We start from the raw sequence: 22,188 nt of genomic DNA on the forward strand, positions 1-22,188 counted from the left end.
GATGCCAGCACTCGACAGGCAAACCCGCGAAGCGCTAGTGTACGTTTGTACATGTACATCCGTACATTAGCTTGAGAGGACAGTCATGACGGAGGCAGCGCCCCGCCGCCGACGAGATCCCGAGGAACGGCGACGCACCATTGTCGAGGCCGCCGCCACGCTCATCACCGAGGTGGGCTCCGAGGGGCTCACCCACCGGCTCGTCGCTAAACGTGCCGGTGTGCCGCTCGGTTCGACAACGCAGTACTTCGCCACGCTCGACGATCTGCGCGAGGCAGCGCTCGCCCGCCTGGCCGACGACATCGACTCCGGCCTGGCCGAGGTGGCCGAGACCCTCGCCGAACACGGCCCGGCCGCGGCGGTCTTCGCCGAGACGCTCCACGACTATCTGTCCGACGAGCGGTTGATCCGCGCCGACCTCGCGCTCGTGTCGGCCGCCGTCCTCGATCCCGCGCTCCGCCCGCTCGCGGTTCGCTGGCCCGACGGGGTGGTCGAGATCCTCATCCCGCACGTCGGGCAGACGGCCGCTCGCGCGATCGCCGCGTACACCGACGGCGTGGCCATGCACGCACTCCTCTACGGGACGCCGCTGTCCCTCGACGACCTGACCGCCACCCTGACGGCCCTGACCGGGCTGCCCTCCCCCGAGCACGACCGGAGCCGACGATGACCCAGCGATCCGCCACCGAGACCACCAGCGCAGACGGCTTGTCCTTCCGGCGCCGATGGGCGTCGGCCGCCGTGTTGTCGGCCAGCCTGCTGGTCATCACCGTCGACCTCACGATCCTCAACGTCGCACTCCCCGACCTGGCCGGCGACCTGCGCCCGACCGCCGATCAGCAGCTGTGGATCATCGACGCCTACTCGCTCGTCCTGGCCGGCCTGCTGCTCTCCATGAGTTCACTGGCCGACCGGTGGGGCCGAAAACGGATGCTGGTCATCGGCTTCGCGGTGTTCGGCGGGGCCTCGGCACTGGTCCTGCTGGCCGAGTCACCCGAGGCAGTGATCGCGGTGCGGGTGCTGCTGGGCGTCGGCGGCGCGATGATCATGCCGACCACGTTGTCCCTGCTGCGCAGCATCTTCACCGACCCGGCCGAGCGTGCGACCGCCCTCGGGCTCTGGGCCGCGGTGTCGGGCCTCGGCGCGGCCGTCGGCCCGATCGTCGGCGGGGTTCTGCTCGAGTACTTCTCGTGGCGCGCCGCGTTCCTCGTCAACGTCCCGCTGATGGCGGTCGCCATCGTGGCCGCCGTGCTGATCCTGCCGGAGTCGAAGCACCCGCAGCCGGGCCGGTGGGACGCCGTCGGTGCGCTGATGTCGATCGCCGGCATGGTCGCCCTGGTCTGGGCCATCAAGCGGTTCGCCAAGGAGGAGAGCCTCCTCGCACCGGCCGCCTGGGTGGCCCTGATCGGCGCGGTCCTCATCCTGGCCCTGTTCGTCCGACGCTGCATGCGACGCACCGAGCCGCTGCTCGACGTCTCGTTGTTCCGCAGCCGGCCGTTCAGTGCGGGTGTTCTCGCCGCGCTCGGCTCGATGTTCGGACTCGCGGCGGCGCTGTTGCTGCTGGCACAGTGGCTCCAGTTGGTCGAGGGCCACTCCCCGATCGCGGCCGGTGTGCGGCTGTTGCCGGTGGCGGGAGCGGCGATCGTGTCCTCGATGATCGCCGCCCCGCTCTCCCGGATGATCGGAGCCCGAGCCGTCGTGGCCGGCGGCATCGGCATCGCCGGCGTCGGGATGGCGCTGATGTTCCTCGGTTCCGACGGACTCGACTACGGCACCGTCGCGACCGCTCAGGTGCTTGTCGGATTCGGCATCGGATCACTGGCCATCGCGTCGGCGATGATCATGGCCGGCACCCCGGATGCCAAGGCGGGCAACGCCGCCGCGCTGGAAGAGACCGCCTACGACCTGGGCAATGTGCTCGGTGTCGCGATCCTCGGCAGCGTGGCGTCGATCCTCTATCGGACCACGCTGACGGCCGAGTCCGTCCCCGGCGTGCCCGCCGAGGTGACCGACGCGGCCGCCGAATCCCTCGGCGCCGCCATGGGTCTCGCCGAAGCCGCCGGGGCACCGGGCCTCGCGGAGCGGGCGGCGGCCGCGTTCACCGACGCCATGCAGCAGACGAGCCTGGTCGGCGGGGTCACGCTCGTCGCCGTCGCCGTGGCCGTCTTCGCGCTCGTGCCGCGCGGCACTGATGTGACGGCCGCGCAGCACTGACGCCTGTCACGGGGCGGTGACCACCGCCTCGACGGACGGGAGGACTGCGTCCCGCACCTGGACCGGTCGCGGCAGCAGACCGTTGGCGTGCAGGAGGTCGGCGGCGCGCTGCTGCTCGTTGAGGAAATCGTCTGTGACGGGCCCGATTCCGTAGGGCCGGTTGCGGATGGCGGCTTCCCAGGCGTCGAGGCTGGCGTCCCCGCCGCGGTCGACGACGTCACGGACGAAGTACTCGGCGGCCTCGCGGGGATGGTCGACGATGCACTGATCCGACTCGTGCAGCGCGTCGACGATGGCGGCCAGTTCCGCAGGGTGCTGTTCGGCGAAGTCGCGTCGTGTGAACCACAGCGACGGGTGGCTGAACAGTCCCTCGGTGTCGATGAGGGTCCGGAGTTCGAGGTCGCGTTCGACGGCGGTGAGGCCCGGGTAGGCGCCCACCCAGGCGTCGATCTCACCGCTGCGGAACGAGTCGGCGCCGTCGGTGACCGACGTGTTGACGGGCACGATGTCGCGCCAGGTCAGTCCGACCGAGTCGAGTGCGAACAGCAGCAGGGTCGTCTGCCACGAACCGTGGGCGATGCCCACCCGTTTGCCCTTCAGTGCGGCCACCGAGTCGATGTCGGAGTCGGCCTTCACGACGAGGCGCCCGTTCTCGGTGCGCGGCCCGGACACCCCGACGTACACGAGGTCACGGCCCTGCGCCAGGCCGGTGATCGGCGGCGTGAAACCCGTGCCGATGAAGTCGTACCCGCCCTCGGTGAACAGCCAGTCCGAGTGCAGGGTGGGCAGACCCGTGGTCGGGTCCGGCTCCGGACTCGCGGGCAGCTTTCGCAGGTCGACCCATTCGACGTCGATGCGCTGTTCGAGGATGCCCCGGTGCCGGAGCACGAACAGGGAGTTGTTGTGCGGGAAGTAACCAACGCGGATGGTCATGCGTTCTCCTTGTGGAAGTGGGTGATCAGAGTTCGGCGATGAGACCGCGTTCGCGCGCCTCGGCGAGCAGGCCGCTGCGCTTCCACTGCACCTCGAGGTTGGTGGGGTGGAACTCCACCGATCCGCCCAGCCCTTCGGCGATCGCCTGGAACTGCGCGCCCTCCTCCAGCAGCACGATGAACTTCGCGGTGTCCAGCAGACCCCGTCGTCCGATCACGTTGGACCCGCCGTTGGCCTCGAAGATGGCGGCGAGATGCGGATCCTCCTGCAGCCGTTCGAGGATGAACTCCGACGCCGGCTGGTGGCGGTTGATGTGCGGCGGGATCTCGCGGGACAGCGTGAGCCGCTGCGAGGCGGCGTACCGGATCGGTAGGGTCCGGTGGGTCTGCGCCCAAGCCCCGAGCCACGGCGTGTGGATGTGCACGACGGTCGTGATGTCCTCGTGGGCCCGGAACACCGCGGCGTACGAGGTGACGAAACCCGCTGCGCCCGAACCGGACAGGATCTCACCGTCGAAGGTCGCCACCACGGGGTGGACGGTCAGGTCGTCGGCCCAGGGGCCGGGGTCGTTCAGCGCGACGGCGATCTCGCGACCGGGTACACGCTCGACGAAGTTGGCGGTCCCGTTCGCCGACACCGTTCCGGTGGTCCGGAAGACATCGAATGCCTTCTGCGCGTGCTCGGTCACCTCGGCGACGAAGTCGGCGACCTCGCGATCGAGTCCGGTTTCTACGGTGGTCATGTCTCTCCTTACGATGAAATGGGTTGTCTGTCTTCGACGATGGGTGTGATGGCGGCGTGGGTTCCTCAGGCCACACCCAGGGCGGAACCGGTGGTGGTCTCGGCGCGGCCGAGCCGCGACCGTCCCAGGAGCGGGAGGACCTCCTCGCCCACGCGATAGGCCTCCTCGAGATGAGGGTTGCCCGCCAGGATGAAGGCGTCGACGCCGAGATCGATCAGTTCGTCGAGCCGTTCGGCGACCTGCTCGTAGCTGCCGACCAGTCCGAAGGCCGGGCCACCGCGCATGAGGCTGAAGCCGCACCACACATTGGGCTGGACCTCGAGATCGGTGTAGTCGGTGATGTTCTCGGGCACCCAGCCCTTGATCCGGCCGGCTCCGACGGAGTCGCCCTGCGCCTGGCGGTTCGCTGCGGCGCGGTCGACGTGCTGCCAGCCCTCGGCGATCTCGGCCCACGCCGCCTCGGCGGTGTGCCGGGCGAGGATGTCGATGCGGACCGCGAAGCGCGGACGCCGTCCCAGCCGCGCGGCGTGCTCCCGCACCCCGTCGAACTTGGCGCGCAGGTCGGCGAAGGGTTCGAGCCAGGACAGGTAGTAGTCGGCGTGATTGCCCGCGGCGTTGACCGCGGCACCGGACGACCCGGAGAAGTAGATCTCCGGGAACGGCGTCTCGGCGAGTTGCGGTGGCAGGACCGCACCCTCGGTGGAGAAGATGTCGCCGTCGTAGTCGAATGGCTCAGTCCCCCACACCCCCTTGAGGACATCGAGGAACTCGCTGGTCCGGCGATAACGGTCGTCGTGCGCGACCTTGTCGCCCCACCACAGCTGGGCGGGGCCTCCGCCCCCGCTGATGATGTTGTAGACCAGGCGTCCCCCGGTCGCCCGCTGCAGGCTGGCCGACATCCGGGCGGCCTGTAACGGATGCAGGAATCCCGGCTGGAAGGCCACCATGAACCGGTAGGTGCTGGTCTCCCGGGCGAGCGCCGCAGCGGCCGCCCACGGATCGTCGGTCCCGGGGAACGACGGGAGCAGACCGCCGACGAAGCCGGCGCTCTCCGACGCCTTGGCCACGGCCGCCATGTGGTCGATGTAGGTGTACGAGTCACGTTCTCCCGCACGGATGGCCGGCGTCAGGTTGCCCGGCTGGACGCCGCGCCAGTCTCCCCGGTTGAGCCGTCGGGGCGTGCGCAGGGTGGCGTGGTCGCCACCCATCCCTATCCGCCAGTAGAAGTCGATGGTCATGGGTCTCCGCTCGTCTGTCTGGGATCGTCGGTCAGGCGAGGACGCGGTTGCGTTCGTCGGCCCGGAAGAGCAGGTGCTCGGTGTTGCGGTTGAGTTCCTCGATGTTCGGTATGCCCGACAGGACGAAACGCGCGAAACCCTGCTCGGTCAGATCGATGATCCGCTGCGCGACATCGTCATAGGAGCCGACCAGACCGATGGGGTGCCGGTGGCCGATCCGGTCGAACCCGGCGAAGGTGAGGTCGTCGACCCAGAGATCGTCCGTCCGGGTGTCGGCGTCGGCGCCGTAGGCGTCCCGCCATTGACGACGCAGGCGTTGCACCGCTTCGTCTTTCGTCGACCGGGCGATCACCGGCAGGTACAGGCCGGCCGCCACCGTCCGCCCGAGCGCCGACGCACGGTCGACGAGCGGTGCGATCGCCGGCGCCGCACCGGTCGAGGACAACTCGAACAGGTGGATGTCGCCGTGCCGGGCCGACAGCGCGAGCGCCTCGTCACTCTCCCCGGTCAGGCGGACGGCCGGGAATCGATGACCGTGCACCGACCGATCGAGCCCACCGTCGGTGACCTCGTAGAACTCGCCCACGTGGTTGAATTCGCCGCCGTCGAAACCGCCCTGACGGGACCCGGCCCCGTCCCACACGCCTTTCGCCACGGTCAGGAATTCGTCGGCCCGTCGGTAGCGCTCGGCATCGGTCAGCCGGTCGCCGCGCGCTCGGTTGTCCGCGGCGTCGGTCTCCACGCGCAACTGCCACTGCAACCGGTCCGCGGAGTTCCGCTGCAGCGTCGCCGACACCTTGGCGGCATAGACCGGCGTTCCGAAACCGGGGTGGAACTCGACGGCGACGTGCGCATGTCGCGTGCGCCGCAACGCGATGCCGGCGAGAATCCACGATTCCTCACCCGCCGGGTCGTACGGCGCGATCACCGTGTCGTAACCGGCGGTGTCGATCGCGGTGATGACCTGTTCGGTCGGATCGAACGGATCCCACCGGCCGGCCGCGCGGAGGTCGGTGGCCACCGCCGACCCCGGTGATCGTGCCCAGCCGCCGCGGTGACGCGCGGCCGACCCGACATGCCGGCTGTCGCCGCGGCTCGGCACCTCCCATTCGAAAGCAACCATCACGCTTCCCCGGTGATGTCGGCAATGGGTTTGGCCGCACCGATCTCGGCGCGCGCACGGCGCAGGGGCTCGGGATCGACCCAGCTCTCGAGATCGAAGTCCGCAGGCAGGAACCCGTAGGTGTAGAGGAACCGCTTCTGAACCCCCAGTAGATCCAGCCGTTCGTCGGACAGCGACGGGTGCAAGGACGTGTGGAAGCCGTCCCCGTATGCCGCCACGACACCTTCCGGTCCCGAGAACGTCTCCCGCGCGAGCACTTCGCGGACCGTACCCAGATTCCCCGCCGCCCAGTCCGCCGCACGCAGACTCGCGGCGAGGAACCCGACCACGACCTCGGGATGCTCCTGCAGCAGGGACTCGTGCACGGTGATCGGCCGCGGCGTGCCGTTGTTCACCCGGGACCGCTTCGACTCGGTCGCATCGAGATCGACGAGGACGCGCAGACCGTGTTCGGCGGCGGCCTCGGCGGCCCTGGCGCCCTTCACATAGATGGCGTCGACGTCGCCGTCGAGCAGTTCGGGGAACCCGGACGGCACCGATCGCAACCGGTCCGCCTCCTCGGTGCGGACGCGTGGTTCCCAGTTGGCGGCCGTCTCGACCACGTTCACGTCGCCGAACGAGAGTCCGCCGAGTGCCAGCGCGGAGGCGAAGCCGTGCAACGACATCGCGCGGGGAAAGCTGCGGGCCTGGTCGACCGCCCACGCCGGAATCCCGATCCGCTTGCCGCGGAGCCCGGCAGCGTCGTCGATGTCGGAGTCGGGTCCGACCAGAACGGCTTGCGATTCGTCGATCCAGGTGAGTCCGATCAAGCGGGTCGGTGAACCCGACGCGCGGGCGACGATCGCCGGCACGTTGCCGCCTTCGCGGATCAATCTCGACAACTGGTGGTCGAAGTGGCGCGGAGCGAGTTCGGGGCCGGCGTCCTGGAGGATCGAGAAGCCCAGTCCCGCTGCGGATGCCGGCTCACCGAGCCAGCCCAGACTGTTGGCCAGACCGCTCGCGGTCGGGACCGGGCACCGGGTGTACCAGACGGTGTCGGCATCGGCAGACGCCGTGGTCGCGGTGTGGATGGTGGTCGCGGTGTCGATGGTCATCGGGGATTCGTCCTCAACTGTCGGTGTCGGGATGTATGCGGCCGACGCCGAGTTCACGGAGGAACTCGGCTCGGTAGCGGAGCGATTCGGGGTCGGAGCGGTCACGCGGACGGGGCAGGTCGATGTCCTCGTCGACGCCGAAGGTGCCGTCCGACAGGATGATCACGCGGTCGGCCAGCCGGACCGCCTCGTCGACGTCGTGGGTCACGAGCAGCACCGCGGGTTGGTGCCGGGCCACGAGATCGCCGACCAGATCCTGCATCTGGAGTCGCGTCAGGGCGTCCAGCGCGGCGAACGGCTCGTCGAGCAACAGCAGTTCCGGTTCGCGGACGAGGGCTCGGGCCAGTGCGACCCGTTGCGCCTCACCGCCGGACAGGGTGGCCGGCCAGGCGTCTGCCTTGTCCGCGAGGTTGACCTCCGCCAGCGCCGCCCGTCCGCGGTCCTTTGTGGTCTTGCCGCCGCGCTGGCCGATCGTCACGTTGGCCAGCGCCCGCTTGGAGGGCACCAGTCGCGGCTCCTGATACACGGTCGTGCGTGCAGCGGGGACGAGGATCTCACCGGAGTCGGGCTCTTCGAGGCCGGTCAGCAGGCGCAGCAGCGTCGTCTTCCCGGTACCCGATGGGCCGAGCAGCACCACGAACTCGCCTCGCCGGATGGTCAGGTCGACCGACTGCAGGACCGTCTTCGGACCGAAGGTCTTGGTCACCCCGGTCAGCGAGACCGCGACCGGCCGGCCCGCACGGCGTTCGCGTGCGGTGACCTGCGTCGGCTGCCGCTCGAGGAGTGGGGGCAGCGGGGCTTCGGGGCTCATCGGACGGTCACCCCCGCCCGCCACGGCATCGAGTACTTCTCCAGGATGCGGACGATGAGGTCGAAGATCAGGCCCAGGACGGCGTACAGCACGACACACAGGATCATGTAGTCGGTGCGGTTGTACTCCTGCGCCAGACTCACCAGGTAGCCGATGCCCTCACGGGTGCCGACCTGCTCGGCGGCGATCAGCCCGGTGATCGAGATGGACAGATGCGCAGTGCCATCAGGATTCCGGGCAGCGCCGCCGGGATGATCACGCCGAGGATGAGGCGGCCCCCGGTGAGCCCGAAACCCTGTGCCGCCTCGATCATCTTGCGATCGACGTTGCGGACCCCGAGGTAGCTGTAGGCGTACATGGGCGACACGGTCGCGATGGCGATCAGCAGCACCTTGAAGGTGTTGTCGATGCCGAACCAGGCGATGAACAGGGGCACCAGCGCGAGGAACGGGATGGCCCGGTTGATCTGCATCGTCGAGTCGATGAGTTCCTCGCCGAGCGTGTACAGGCCCGCGAGCACGCCGAGGATCAGCCCGACGCCGACGCCGAGACCGACACCGAGTGCGGCACGCTCCAGAGACGCCAGCGCGAAGTCGACGAGTTGCCCGGTGCGGTAGAGCTCGACGAACGCGTCGAACACGGCCCCGGGCGAGGCGAGGACCGCCGGCGAGATCGCGCCGGTGGCGGTGCCGATCCACCAGACCGCCACGATGACGCCCGGAACCAGGAACCGCAGCGGCAGCGAGAGCCACACCGGCCGGGCGCGCTGTCTGCGCGTACGTGGGGTCTCCAGGCCGATCGGTGAGACCGGTTGCGACGCAGTCTCTCCGGATGCGGTCTGGGCGATCGTCGACGAGGTCATTTCTGTCCGCTCTCGTACTTCTGCAACTGTGCGGGCAGATCGAAGAAGATGTCCTCGGCGGTGACCGGCTTCTGGATCACGCCGGCTTCGACGAACAGCGCCGACACCGATTCGAGGTCCTCACCGTCTTCCGCCGTGGGGTAACGCGGGGTCGACGCGTCGGCGCCGAGTGCGAGGGCGCGGGTGAGCCGGTCTCCGCTGAGCGCACGGGGACCCGCCTTCTCGAAGACGTTCTCGTAGTCGGCCGGATTCTCGCGCTGCTTGTCGGTCAACTGCTGCAACGCCTTCAGGTAGGCGTCGGCGACGTCGGGCCGCTCCTCGAGCACCTCGGTCCGGAAGGCGACGATGGTGTTGTCGACCGAGCCGATGCTCTCCTCGGTGGCGATCTCGACACCCCCGGCGGCCTTCGCCTCCTGGTACGGCTGGTTGAACGATGCCCAGCCATCGACCTGACCGGTGGAGAACGCCGAACCGGCCTCCGCCTGCTGGAGGGGCACCCGCTCGACCTTGTCGAACGGAATCCCTGCCTGCTTCAACGCCTTCAGCGTGATGTACTCACCCTTGCCCGCCGGGTTGACCGCGACCCGCTTGCCGACGAGGCCGGCGACATCGGTGACGCCGGAGTCCTTGGTGACGAGGATTCCGTTCTGGTCCTTGCCGGCCGGGTCGGCCACCGCGATGATCTTGACGCCGACGTTCTTCGACAGTGCGCCGACGACCGGGCTGTAGGCGCCACCGGACACATCGAGCTGGCCGGTGTTGAACAGCTTGAGGTTCGACGAGAACCCCGGTGTCGAATTGACCCATTCGATCTTCGCGCCCTGCGGGGCCAGCGCCTCGTCGAAGGTCCCGTCGCGCTTGCCGACCGCCAGCGGTCCGGCGTTGCCCGGGTCGGTCACCTTGAGCACATACTGTTCGCCGCCGGCACTGCCACCGTCCGAGTCACCCGACGCGCACCCGGTGGCGACGGTGAACAGCGCTGCCGCCGCGACCGCGGCGGCGGCGAGGCGGAATCGTGGGGTTGCGGGCATGACGGGCTCCTGTTCGACAGGTGGAGGCCGTGTTCGGACGAACACGAGGATTCGGATACCGCAGACGTTAGGTGGACGGAGACAGTCCGCACACCTCTGCGTTTCCATCAGTTGGAAAGCTTGACAACTCCACTCAGAGCTGGGTCGGTCGGCGCGTAGCTCTGCCAGAGGTCGCGGTAGGGCCCGGGCGCCGACACCAGATCCGCGTGCCGTCCGGACTGGACGGCCCGACCGTCGGCCATCACGACGACCCGGTCCGCCCAAGCCGCGGTGGTGAGGCGGTGTGCCACGAGAACCGTTGTGCGCCTGCGCGCTACGGCCTGCAACGCGGCCAAGACCTCCGCTTCGGTACCCGGGTCGATGTCCGAGGTCGCCTCGTCGAGGATCAGCAGATCCGGTTCGACGAGTTCGGCACGGGCCAGGCAGATCAATTGCTGCTGGCCCGCGGACAGCGTCGCCCGGCCCGGCCCCACCGGCGTCTGGTAGCCCAGCGGCAGCGACGCGATGCTGCCGTGAGCGCCGACCGACCTCGCCGCCCGTTCGATCTCGGCCTGCCCGGCGTCGGGACGCCCGAACGCGATGTTGGACGCCACTGTTCCGGCGAACAGATAGGGATCCTGTGGCACGTAGGCGATTCGAGGGCGGCGGCCACTCGGGCCGATGTGGCGCAGGTCGACGCCGCCGACCCGCACGACGCCGCGGTCGGGCGAGTGGAACCGCAACAGCAACTTCATCACGGTGCTCTTGCCCGCGCCGGTCGTGCCGACGACGGCCGCGGTCTCACCGTCGGGGATGACCAGGTCGAGCCCGTCGAGCGCGGGCCGACCACGCGTCCGCGTCGCCGTCGGATACCCGAAGACCACCTCGTCGAATTCGACTGTGGCACCAGCTGGTTCGGCCGTGTCGGCGATCTTCTGCCGCGAATCCTCGTCGATCGGGGTGTCGAGGAAGCCGCGCATCCGCTGGGTGCCGACCCGAGCCTGGATCCAGAGGTCGAGCACGATCGACAACTGCTGGAGCGGGGTGAAGAACAGATCGACGTAGAGGAGCGCGGCGATCAGCACGCCGGTGGTGAGGGAGCCCGCGTCCATGAGCTGTGCGCCGACGATCAGGATGAGCGCCTTGGCCGCCACCGCAAGCAGATTCAGGAAGGGAAAGAACACCGAGATGTACAACATCGAACGACGGCGCGCATCTCGGTAGCGTCGCGAGTGCCCGTCGAAAGCACCCGTCGTCCACTCCTCGGCGTTGTGCGCCTGGATGATCCGCACCCGCCCCAGATGTTCGGAGAGGAGCGCGGTGACGGTCGCGATACGCGAACGCGCCTGCAGGTAGGCCCGATTCGAACCCCGGACGAAGATCCACGATCCCACCGCGAGAAACGGGATGGTGGCGAGCATCGCGGCCGCCAGCCGGATGTCGAGCAGGGCCAGTACCACCAGGATTCCGGCACAGGTGCACACGTTGACGATCGCGTTGACCATGCCCTGCGTCATCAGTTGCCCGACCGCGTCCACGTCGCTGGTGAGCCGGGTGACGATGCGGCCCGACTGCCGTGCGTCGAAGTAGTCGATGCGCAGTTGCTGGAGGTGCCCGAACAGCCGGAGCCGCAGCGCGAAGAGCACGCGCTCGAAGACCCGCGCCGCCCGCAGCGCCAGCACCCACGAGTTGAGCCAGGACACCAGCGCGATCACCAGGACGATCGCGCACGTTCCCCAGAACACGGTCGCCGCACCCGCCCCGAGACCGTTGTCGATGCCATGCCGGAAAAGGGCGGGGGTGGCCAGCGTCGTCGCCGCGTCGACGACGACCAGGGCCACGCACAGCGCGACGGGCCACCAGAACGGCCGCAGGGACCCGGTCAGACCGAAAACCCTGGTACGGGCCGACTTCGGGGGAGGACGGTCGTCGCCCGGCGCGGGCACATCGGTCAGCGGGGGGAGCGCCAGCAGTGCCTCGCGTAGGTGCGAGTCCACCTGCTGGACCTGTTTGCCGCTCTCGTCGGCGTCGAGCCCCAGCCGGGCCCGGACCACCGGATCGGCGCCCGCCTCGTCGACTTCCGGCCAGCTTTCGGGAGTCGGAATCGAGCTGTCCGGCACCGTCGAACGCTCGGTTTCGTGCGCCTTCGGCACGCCACCGGCCAGGAGAGCCGCGACGCGCGGGTCGGCGAGCACCTCCGACGGCGGACCGTCGTGCGTGATGCGGCCCGCCTCGAGGACGATGACCTGGTCGGCGAGTTCGGTCGTCGCCGGCCGGCGCGCGATCAGGATCGTGGTCCGGCCGACCATCAGCCCGGCCAGGCTCGCCAACACCGTCCGCTCGGTCGTCGGGTCGAGCGCCGACGTCGTGTCGTCGAGGATCAGGACCGCCGGGTCGGCGAAGAAGGCGCGGGCGAGCGCAATCCGCTGACGTTGTCCGCCCGACAACGAGATCCCGCCCGGTCCGACCACGGTGTCGTAGCCCGCGGGCAGCCGCTCGATGAACTCATCGGCCGCGGCGGCGCGGGCAGCAGCAGCGATTTCCGCGTCGTCGGCCGGGGACCCCATCGCAATGTTCTCGCGGAGGGTGCCCGAGAACATCAGGCTCTCGTCGAACACCATCATCACCGCCGACCTCACCGAGCGCGGCGACACGGCACGCAGGTCGGTGCCACCGATCCGCACCGATCCCCGGTCGGGGTCGAACTGGCGGGCGATGAGCGACCCGAGCGTCGTCTTGCCCGAACCGGACGGACCGATGATCGCCACCCGGCTACCGGGAGCGATCGACGTCGTCACCCCACGGAGGACGGGGTGGCCACCGAGCGCGAGGTCGACGCCGGTCACCTCGATCGTGCCGCGCGGGGACGGGAGATCCGGACCGGTGGGGTCCATCGCCGGCACCGTGTCCAGCAGCGCGAACACCCGACGCGCCCCCGATCGCGCGAGCTGCATCGTCGTCACCATGGCCGCGAGCAGCCTTGCCGGAGGCGCGAATTGCAGCACGTACGAGGCGAAGGCGAGGAAGACACCCACCGAGACGTGTTCGTTCATGGCCAGCCACCCGCCGACGACCAGCACGCCGAGCTGGGTGAAGACCGGGATCGCGACCATCGCCGCGCTCAAGCGTGCCGAGATCCGCGCACTGCGCAACCGCGAGGCGAACAGGCGGGTCGCGCGGTCGCGGAAACGGTTGCGTCGCATATCTTCCTGGCCGAACGCGCGGATCAGTTCGACCCCGGAAATCTCCTCGTCGACCGCGGCGGCGACCTGGCCCAGCAGCACCTGGTCGCCGAACGAGGCGGGGTAGAGTTCGCGGCGGAGCCGGCGCGTGACCCAGAACAGGACCGGAACGCTCGCCGCCACGACCACGAACAGCGGCGGCGACAGGACGAACATCACGACCAGGCCGACCGCGAGCAGTGTCAGGTTGGCGACGAACAACGGCACCTGCGAGATGAACATCTGGATCAGGTTCAGATCCGACGTCCCACGCGAGATGACATCGCCCGCCGCGAGTTCCGCCCGACGCCGTGCGTCGAGCGCATGCAGGTGCCGATGGACCGCGACGCGCAGATCGTGCTGAACGTCGACCGCGCAGCGGCTGCCGATGTACCGGCGCAGTGCGTGGGAGGCGAAGCTCAGCACACCGATGGAACACAGGACGGCGATCCAGAACGCGAGGGACTGCGTCGGATCGAGCAGGACGTCGTCGACGATGATCTGCTGGACCAGCGGCACCAGTGCCAGCAACCCCTGGCCCACCACCGCCAGCACGAGCGCCACCGACACCCGGCCGTGGTACGGGCGTACCCACTGCCAGAGCCGTCGCAGCCAGCCCGGCCCATTCTCGTCGGTCACACGTCTCCTCGCCCGATCTCGGGACTCTCTGATTTCCGAACTGCACCGCTCGAACCGCGCTGATCCTGATATCGACGGCCCCCTTCGCGAGGAGTATCTTCCGAATAGTGGAAAGTGGCCAGGCCCTGAATCAGGCCGATTTCTAGTCGGGAGGCATGGAGAGATGGCCGGTTCTGGTGTGCAGACCGTGTCGAGGGCGCTGGCCGTCCTCGGCTGCTTCCGCGGTGGGGACGAACTCGGGGTCACCGACGTCGCCCGCGCGCAGGGCCTCGCTCTGAGCACGACTCACCGTCTGCTCACCGCTCTGGTGGACGCCGGGTTCCTCGAGAAGACCGCCGAGGCAAGCCGATACCGCCTCGGCGGGGCGTTGGCACAGTACGGCCAGATCGCCTATCGCCAGCATCGGATCTACCTCACCGAACCACATCTGGAACGCCTTGCCGCGACCACGGGCGCGTCGGCATCGGTCGCGATGCGGTACGGCAACGAAGTCGTCCTCCTCGGCACGAGCCGCTGGCGCGAAGCCGAGGGGCACGCACTCCAGGGCGTGTTGCTGCCGCTGCACGCCTCCGCACTCGGCAAGGCGCTGCTGGCGTTCTCGCACACCGGCCAGGACGAGCTCGAACGCCTCCCTTACGGAGACGGCACCGACCGCGCCGTCCGAAACGCCGACGAGCTCGCGAAAGAACTGGCCCTCACCCGGGAACGTGGCTACGGCTTCAACGACGAGGAGCTGGCCGCCGGCCACCGCACCATCGGACTCCCGATCTTCCCCGCCGACGGTGGCGCCGACGTGCGCTTCGCCCTCGGCATCCGGGGTGCCACCGAACTCATGAGTCCCGAACGCATCCCGTTCCTCGTCGACCTGGGCCGGTCGACCGCCCGGGACATCAGCGTCGCCCTGGCGCAGTGAGCGAAGAGGTCTAGGAGACTGCTGAAATAGTCGGTGTCGTTTCGGTGTGGGGTGAGCGGGTTTGCCTGGTGGGCTGGGATCCTGGTGGGTATGCAGGGTGAGCCGGATCGTCAGGGTGAGTTTCTGGATGTGAACTCGGTCGTCGGGCATTTGCTGGCCGAGGGCAGTGTGTTCGCGTTTTTGGCTGCTCATCGCGAGCAGTTGTTCCCTGCGGAGATGTTCGCGGACCTGTTTCCCAGCGGCCGGGGCCGTCCGTCGATCCCGCCGGCCACGATGGCGTCGGTGATCGTGCTGCAAACGCTGCAGGGTTTGTCCGATCGCGAAGCCGCTGATGCGGTCACTTTTGATCTGCGGTGGAAAGCGGCGTGTGGATTCGTGTTGGGTAACAAAGGTTTTCATCCGTCGACTCTGACGTACTGGCGTCGGCGACTGGCAGCCAGCGACCGGCCGCACCGCATTTTCGAGGTGGTACGCGAGGTCATCACCACCACCGGGGTGCTCGCGGGTAAGAGCCGTCGAGCGCTGGATTCGACGATCTTCGATGACGCGGTGGCCCGCCAGGACGCCATCACCCAGGTGATCGCGGCGATCCGGCGGGTCGCCCGAGAGGTCGACGGTGGTGCGGTGGTGGTCGAGCAGCACGCGACTCGTCTGGCCGCGTTGACCGGCGGCGGCTATGACCGGCCCGGCAAGCCGCGGATCGCCTGGGATGATGAGTGTGCTCAACAGGACCTGATCAGCGCCCTTGTCGAAGATGGGTTGGCCGTGCTCGACGGTCTGGACCTCGAGGCCATCGACAAGGAACCGAGTAACCAGGCCCAGGCGCAGGCGGTGGCATTGCTGGCATTGGTGACCGGCCAGGATGTGGAACCGGCACCAGGTTCTGATGGCACCGACGGACGCTGGCGCATCGCGCCCCGGACCGCCCCGGACCGGGTGATCTCCACCGTCGATACCGACACCCGGCACGCCCACAAAACCCGGGCACGCCAGCAGGACGGGTTCAAGGGCCACATCGTCAATGAACCGGAGACCGGGTTAGTCACCGCGATCGAGATGACCAAAGCCGCTGGTCCGGACACTTCCGACGGAGCAGTCGGGGCACGGTTGTTGCTGAGCGATCCGACCGTCGCCGACGACGCCGACGATCGTGAGGTGCTGGGTGATTCAGCGTATGCCTCCGGTGACATGCTGGCCACGCTGGCGCGGACACGATGGAACGCGGTGATCAAACCCAAGCCACACATGCCGGCGGTTGCTGGTGGTTTCGTCGTCGACGATTTCACCTTCGACGCCGACGCGAACACATTGACCTGCCCCAACAACCTGACCCGACCGGTCAGCGCGAAAGGCCACGTCACCTACGGTGCGGCCTGCCAAGACTGCCCACTTCGGGCACGGTGCACCACCGCGGTTCGTGGACGCAAAATCAGTTTCGGCGAACACCACCAACTCCAGCGCGAACACCGACAACACTTCTCTGACAACACTATTGCCGACACCTACCGCCAGCATCGACCCATGGTCGAACGGACGATTGCCTGGCTCACCCGCGGTAACCGGCGGGTGCCCTACCGTGGAATCGAACGCAACAACAACTGGCTGCACCACCGCGCCGCCGCGATCAACCTACGCCGCCTGATCACCCTCGGACTGACTACCACCAACGGCACCTGGACACTGGCCACCGCCTGAACCGCGGCACCGCCGCCCCACCTAGATCGATCACCACGACCACACCCCGGAACCGACACATCCCCGCAGCAGGAACCTCAACCCAGGCTGGACCCTAATTCAGCAGGCTCCTAGACTCGGACGGGTGCCAGCCTTCAGCCCCCTCGAATGGCCGGTGTTCCGCCAGTTGCGGTCGGGCGACGTCTTCGGGCGCGGACCGGCGGTCACCTCGGCGAGGACACGCGGCATCGAACCGCGCACCGCCACCGCGGACCGTGTGGTCCAGAGCGTGTGCCCGTTCTGCGCGGTGGGTTGCGGGCAGAAGGTGTACGTCAAGGACGAGCGGGTGGTCCAGATCGAGGGCGACCCGGACTCCCCGATCTCCCGCGGGCGCCTCTGTCCCAAGGGCGCGTCGAGCGAGCAGTTGGTCAACAACCCGATGCGGCAGACCTCCATCCGCTATCGGGCCCCGTACGCGACCGAATGGCAAGACCTGGATCGCGATACCGCGATCGACATGATCGCCGACCGTTTCCTCGAGGCCCGACGCCGTGGCTGGCAGGACCGCGACGACGAGGGCCGGCTGCTCCGACGGACCACCGGTGTCGCCTCGCTCGGCGGTGCCACCCTCGACAACGAAGAGAACTATCTGATCAAGAAGCTCTTCACCGCGGCGGGCGCGATCCAGATCGAGAACCAGGCCCGCATATGACACTCCGCGACGGTTCCCGGTCTGGGGGCCTCGTTCGGACGCGGCGGCGCAACGCAATCACTGCAGGACATGGCCAACGCCGATTGCATCGTTCTCATGGGCGGCAACATGGCCGAGGCGCACCCGGTGGGTTTCCAGTGGGTGTCGGAGGCGAAGGCCAAGGGCGCGACGATCATTCACGTCGATCCGCGCTTCACCCGTACCTCTGCGGTGGCCGACCGGCACATCTCCATCCGGGCCGGCTCTGACGTCGTCCTGCTCGGTGCGCTCATCAACTACGCCATCACGCACGAGAAGTACTTCCGCGAGTACGTCGTCGCCTACACCAACGCCGCCACCCTGATCGCCGCGGACTTCCGCGACACCGAGGATCTCGACGGCCTGTTCTCCGGCTTCGACCCGGAGACCGGCGAATACGACGCCACCAGTTGGGCTTACGAGGAACCGTCCGCCCACTCCGACGACGGTGGCCGCGACAGCGAGGACGGCAAGGTCGAGTCGCCCGGCCACCCGGACGACGGGCCGCGGGTGAAGGACCGCGCGGTGGGGCACGAGCATGGCTCCGGCGGGCCGCCGCTGGAACACGGGGCGACAGTGCGCGATGACACCCTGGAACACCCGCGCAGCGTGTTCCAGATCGTCAAGCGTCACTACTCGCGCTACACACCCGAGATGGTGCGCGACATGTGCGGGATCTCGGTGCGCGACTTCGAGTATCTGGCCCGGGCCGTCACCGACAACTCCGGCCGCGAGCGCACCACGTGCTTCGGGTACGCGACCGGCTGGACCCAGCACACCTTCGGCGCGCAGTTCATCCGCGCCGCGTCGGTTCTGCAACTCCTGCTCGGCAACGTCGGGCGCCCCGGCGGCGGCATCATGGCCCTCCGCGGACACGCGAGCATCCAGGGGTCCACCGACATCCCGACGCTGTTCAACCTGCTGCCCGGGTATCTGCCGATGCCCTCGGCGGGCAAGCATGACAGTTTCGCCGACTACATCGACGCGATCACGTCGAAGGCCGAGAAGGGTTTCTGGGCCAACGCCGAGGACTACATGGTGAGTCTCCTCAAGGCGTGGTTCGGCGACGCCGCGACCGCCGAGAACGACTGGTGTTACGACTACCTGCCCCGGCTCACCGGGCCCGCCGGGACCTTCCAGACGACGGTCGACATGCTCGCCGACAAGGTCGACGGCTACTTCGTCCTCGGCCAAAACCCGGCGGTCGGATCGGCCAACGGGCGCCAGGCGCGGATGGCGATGTCGCACCTCAAATGGCTCGTCGTTCGCGACCTCAACATGATCGAGACGGCCACCTGGTGGAAGGAGGGCCAGGAGATCGAGTCCGGCGAGCTGCGCACCGAGGACATCGCCACCGAGGTGTTCTTCCTCCCCGCGGCCACGCATGTGGAGAAGGCCGGCTCGTTCACGCAGACCCAACGCATGGTGCAGTGGCGCCACCAGGCGGTCGAGCCGCCGGGTCAGTGCCAGAGCGAGATGGACTTCTTCTATGAGCTCGGGCAGCGCATCCGCGAACGCCTCGCCGGGTCGACCGACGAACGTGACCGCCCACTGCTCGACATCACCTGGGACTATCCCCTCGACGAACACGGCAACCCCGACCCCGAAGCGGTGCTGTCGGAGATCAACGGCTACCACGTGACCGGCGCCGACGCCGGCACGAACCTCACGTCCTACACCCAGATGAAGCGCGACGGCTCGACCGCGGGCGGCTGCTGGATCTACACCGGGGTCTACACCGGCGCGGACACCGACGGGCCGTCGAACTCCGCTGCCCGCCGGGTCCCGCAGGGCGGTGGTGGCGTCACCCAGCACGAGTGGGGCTGGGTGTGGCCGGCGGATCGTCGAATCCTCTACAACCGTGCGTCGGCCGACCCCGACGGCCGGCCATGGAGCGAGCGCAAGCGGTACATGGAATGGGACGCCGACGCCGGGCGGTGGGTCGGTCCCGACGTGCCCGACTTCCCGGTCGACCTGGCCCCCGACGCCCGTCCCGACCCGTCGGTCGGCGGCGTCGAAGCCCTCTGCGGCGACGACCCGTTCGTCATGCAGGCCGACGGGAAGGGCTGGCTCTACGCCCCGCGCGGACTGGTCGACGGCCCGTTGCCGACGCACTACGAACCGCAGGAATCCCCGGTGGTCAACGCGCTGTACCCCCAACAGCAGTCGCCATCGCGAGTCCTGTTCCCCCGCACGGACAATCTCGACGCACCCAGCGGCGAGAGCCCCGGTTCCGAGGTGTACCCGTTCGTGTTCACGACGTACCGCCTCACCGAGCACCACACCGCGGGTGGCATGAGCCGATGGACGCCGTATCTGTCGGAACTGCAGCCGGAGATGTTCTGCGAGATCTCACCCGAACTCGCCGAAGAGCGGGGCCTCACCAACGAGGGCTGGGCGACGATCGTGTCGCCGCGCGCTGCGATCGAGGCGCGGGTGCTGGTGACCGACCGCATGATGCCGCTGACCATCAACGGCCGGCAGGTGCATCAGGTGGGTCTTCCCTATCACTGGGGCGTGGGTTCCGACGCCGTCGTCAGCGGCGACGCCGCCAACGATCTGATCGGGGTCACACTGGATCCGAACGTGCAGATCCAGGAATCCAAGGTGGGCTCGTGCGACGTCATCGCCGGGCGCCGGCCGCAAGGCCGGGCACTGCTCGACCTGGTGCGCGCCTACCAGGAGCGGGCCGGGGTCACCGTCGAGACCGACAACCAGCACATCACCGGGAAGGCGGAGGAGTAGATGGGACAGCTGTCCGGGCCATCCGATCCCAGCACCGACGCGCACTGGAACACCCACGAGGAGCGCAAGGGGTTCTTCACCGACACCTCGATCTGCATCGGCTGCAAGGCCTGCGAGGTGGCGTGCAAGGAATGGAACGGCAACCCGCGCGACGGCGACCTCGCCCTCACCGGGATGTCGTACGACAACACCGTCGCCCTCGGCGCGAGCACCTGGCGCCACGTCGCCTTCATCGAGCAGAATTCCGACCGCATCGCCGAGGCCCGCGAGTCCGGGCGTGCGCTCGTCGGACTGGGCATGCCCGCGATGCCCGGCTCCTCGCCTGCTGACACCGCCTCCCAACCGGCTGAGCCCTCCTCCCCGGCCCCGCCTGACACCCCTGAGTTCCGCTGGCTGATGTCGTCCGACGTCTGCAAGCACTGCACGCACGCCGGGTGCCTCGACGTCTGTCCGACGGGCGCGCTGTTCCGCACCGAGTTCGGCACCGTTGTGATCCAGGACGACGTCTGCAACGGCTGCGGGACGTGCGTGGCCGGATGCCCGTTCGGCGTCGTCGAGCGCCGGGCCGACGGCACCGCCGCGCCGACGACCCGCTCCGGCGAACGCAAGGGCGACCAGCCCGAGGTGCCCAAACGCGGTGTCGCGCAGAAGTGCACGCTCTGCTACGACCGGTTGCTCGACGACGAGACACCGGCTTGCGCGAAGACCTGCCCGACCACGTCGATCAAGTTCGGCGACCACGACGACCTCGTCGACGACGCGCACGCCCGCGTCCGGGCGCTGCACGAGCAGGGCATGACCGAGGCGCGGCTCTACGGCGCCAACCCGAACGACGGTGTCGGCGGCACCGGATCGGTGTTCCTGCTGCTCGACGAGCCGGAGGTCTACGGACTGCCGCCGGATCCGAGGGTGTGCACCGCCGACCTGCCGGCCATGTACAAGCGAGCCGGGATCGCGGCGGCCGGAATGCTGGCCGCCGCCGCACTCTCGTTCCTGCGGGGCGGCCGATGACCTCGTCGGAGTTCGACTCCTTCCGCCCGCCGGAGCCGCCCCGGCGGCGCGGCCGGGGTTTCGGCCGTGGCGGAAAACGAAGGCCGGGTAGAGGTTTCGGTCAGGGCGACGGCAACCGCGAGATGTCGATGGTGCCCGATGCCGAATTCACCTCGTATTACGGGCATCCCGTCGTCAAGCCGCCACCCTGGGACGAGAAGGTGGCCGCCTACCTGTTTCTCGGCGGTGTCGCCGGCGGCTCCGGCGTCCTGGCCGCCGGGGCCCAGCTCACCGGGCGGGACGCGTTGCGCCGCAACGCCCGCCTCAGTGGTCTGGGTGCCGTGGGTCTGGGAGGGATCGCGCTCGTCGCCGACCTCGGACGGCCGGACCGGTTCTACAACATGTTGCGCACGTTCAAGGTGACGTCGCCGATGAGCGTCGGTTCCTGGATCCTGTCGGCGTTCAGCGGGGCACTCGGTGTCGCGGCGGTCGCCGAAGTCGACCGGATGACCGGTGCGCGGCTGCCGCTCGGGCCGCTTCGTGCGGTGTTGCGCGCCGTCGAGGCCCCCGCCGGGCTGACCGCCGGCCTGGCGGGTCCGCCGCTCGCGGTGTACACCGCGGTCCTGCTCTCCGACACCGCCGTGCCGACCTGGAACGCCATGCACCGGGACCTGCCGTTCGTGTTCGTCAGTTCCGCGAGCCTGGCGTCGAGCGGGCTGGCGCTGGTCACGACGCCGGTCGGTCAGGCCGGGCCGGCACGGACGCTCGCGGCGCTGGGCGTGGTCGGCGACCTCGCGGCGATGCGGCTCACGGAGCGACGGATGGACCAGGTCGCCGCCGAACCGCTTCACCACGGCAAGGCCGGCACCCTGCTGCGCTGGAGCGAGCGACTCGCCGTCGCCGGCGGAGTGGGCGCGTTGCTCAGCGGTCGCTCCCGCCCCCTGGCGGTCGCTTCGGGAGTCGCACTGCTCGCCGCGTCGGCCTGCACGCGATTCGGCGTCTTCGACGCCGGCATCGAGTCGGCCAAGAACCCCCGCTACACGATCGAACCGCAGAAGCGCCGCCTCGCGGCCCGTCGCGCCGCCGGAATCACCGACGACTCGATCACCACCGGGCCGCCCGCGCCCTGAGCGGTGCCCACTGAGGAGCGCCGCCACCCGCTGCTCCCTAATCCGAAAGAGGGCGCATAACCCCTGCTCCCTGAGGTGCGAGGAGCGCAACCGACGAGCCACGAAGGGCCTGGTGAGAC

Annotated in this window: 15 protein-coding genes and 1 pseudogene; 7 read left to right on the plus strand and 9 right to left on the minus strand. The window is 68.9% G+C overall.

The window, feature by feature from the left end; translation table 11 throughout:
- The first annotated feature begins 85 nt into the window (after positions 1-85).
- Positions 86-670, plus strand: coding sequence for a TetR family transcriptional regulator (locus GR168_RS19370; protein ID WP_159371463.1), 585 nt, complete (start codon positions 86-88; stop codon positions 668-670).
- On the plus strand, positions 667-2,214 hold the full coding sequence (locus GR168_RS19375) for an MFS transporter (protein WP_159371464.1): 1,548 nt from the start codon (positions 667-669) through the stop codon (positions 2,212-2,214). Before GR168_RS19370 ends, GR168_RS19375 begins: the two co-directional genes overlap by 4 nt.
- A gap of 6 nt (positions 2,215-2,220) precedes the next feature.
- On the opposite strand, the gene GR168_RS19380 is transcribed toward GR168_RS19375, so the two are convergent.
- From GR168_RS19380 to GR168_RS19420, 9 genes and pseudogenes are all read right to left on the minus strand, one after another.
- Positions 2,221-3,147, minus strand: coding sequence for an ABC transporter substrate-binding protein (locus tag GR168_RS19380; RefSeq protein WP_159371465.1), 927 nt, complete (start codon positions 3,145-3,147; stop codon positions 2,221-2,223).
- 25 nt (positions 3,148-3,172) lie between these two features.
- Positions 3,173-3,889: a class II aldolase/adducin family protein gene (locus GR168_RS19385; RefSeq protein ID WP_159371466.1), complete on the minus strand. Its 717-nt coding sequence runs from the start codon at positions 3,887-3,889 to the stop codon at positions 3,173-3,175.
- Positions 3,890-3,954: 65 nt separating this feature from the next.
- Positions 3,955-5,127: an LLM class flavin-dependent oxidoreductase gene (locus GR168_RS19390; RefSeq protein ID WP_159371467.1), complete on the minus strand. Its 1,173-nt coding sequence runs from the start codon at positions 5,125-5,127 to the stop codon at positions 3,955-3,957.
- A 31-nt stretch (positions 5,128-5,158) separates the two neighbouring features.
- Complete coding sequence (locus GR168_RS19395) at positions 5,159-6,250, minus strand: LLM class flavin-dependent oxidoreductase (protein ID WP_159371468.1); 1,092 nt, start codon at positions 6,248-6,250, stop codon at positions 5,159-5,161.
- Positions 6,250-7,344 carry an ABC transporter substrate-binding protein gene (locus GR168_RS19400; protein ID WP_159371469.1) on the minus strand — a complete coding sequence of 365 codons (1,095 nt, stop codon included), beginning with the start codon at positions 7,342-7,344 and terminating at the stop codon, positions 6,250-6,252. Before GR168_RS19400 ends, GR168_RS19395 begins: the two co-directional genes overlap by 1 nt.
- Positions 7,345-7,357: 13 nt before the next feature.
- On the minus strand, positions 7,358-8,155 hold the full coding sequence (locus GR168_RS19405; RefSeq protein ID WP_159371470.1) for an ABC transporter ATP-binding protein: 798 nt from the start codon (positions 8,153-8,155) through the stop codon (positions 7,358-7,360).
- Positions 8,152-9,017: pseudogene (locus GR168_RS19410) on the minus strand (ABC transporter permease). Before GR168_RS19410 ends, GR168_RS19405 begins: the two are co-directional and overlap by 4 nt.
- Positions 9,014-10,048: an NrtA/SsuA/CpmA family ABC transporter substrate-binding protein gene (locus GR168_RS19415; RefSeq protein ID WP_159371471.1), complete on the minus strand. Its 1,035-nt coding sequence runs from the start codon at positions 10,046-10,048 to the stop codon at positions 9,014-9,016. Before GR168_RS19415 ends, GR168_RS19410 begins: the two are co-directional and overlap by 4 nt.
- A gap of 107 nt (positions 10,049-10,155) precedes the next feature.
- A complete protein-coding gene (locus tag GR168_RS19420) occupies positions 10,156-13,887 on the minus strand; it encodes an ABC transporter ATP-binding protein (RefSeq protein WP_159371472.1) in 3,732 nt (1,243 codons plus the stop codon).
- 163 nt (positions 13,888-14,050) lie between these two features.
- Between GR168_RS19420 and GR168_RS19425 the strand changes: the two genes are divergently transcribed.
- From GR168_RS19425 to nrfD, 5 genes are all read left to right on the plus strand, one after another.
- The gene (locus tag GR168_RS19425; RefSeq protein ID WP_078112691.1) at positions 14,051-14,800 is read left to right on the plus strand and encodes an IclR family transcriptional regulator; all 750 of its coding nucleotides are present in this window, start codon (positions 14,051-14,053) and stop codon (positions 14,798-14,800) included.
- 90 nt (positions 14,801-14,890) lie between these two features.
- Positions 14,891-16,495 (plus strand): IS1182 family transposase, encoded by a 1,605-nt coding sequence (locus GR168_RS19430; RefSeq protein ID WP_159371972.1) that lies wholly within the window; start codon positions 14,891-14,893, stop codon positions 16,493-16,495.
- Between the two features lie 124 nt (positions 16,496-16,619).
- Positions 16,620-19,949, plus strand: a complete 3,330-nt coding sequence (gene fdh, locus GR168_RS19440; RefSeq protein ID WP_238994943.1) for a formate dehydrogenase — start codon at positions 16,620-16,622, stop codon at positions 19,947-19,949.
- Entirely contained in the window at positions 19,950-20,960 is a 1,011-nt protein-coding gene (locus GR168_RS19445; protein WP_159371473.1) for a 4Fe-4S dicluster domain-containing protein, read from the plus strand.
- Positions 20,957-22,069 carry an NrfD/PsrC family molybdoenzyme membrane anchor subunit gene (nrfD, locus tag GR168_RS19450; protein ID WP_159371474.1) on the plus strand — a complete coding sequence of 371 codons (1,113 nt, stop codon included), beginning with the start codon at positions 20,957-20,959 and terminating at the stop codon, positions 22,067-22,069. Before GR168_RS19445 ends, nrfD begins: the two co-directional genes overlap by 4 nt.
- The last annotated feature ends 119 nt before the right edge of the window (positions 22,070-22,188 follow it).

The sequence above is a fragment of the Gordonia sp. JH63 genome (assembly GCF_009856645.1).
Taxonomy (GTDB): Bacteria; Actinomycetota; Actinomycetes; order Mycobacteriales; family Mycobacteriaceae; genus Gordonia; species Gordonia hongkongensis.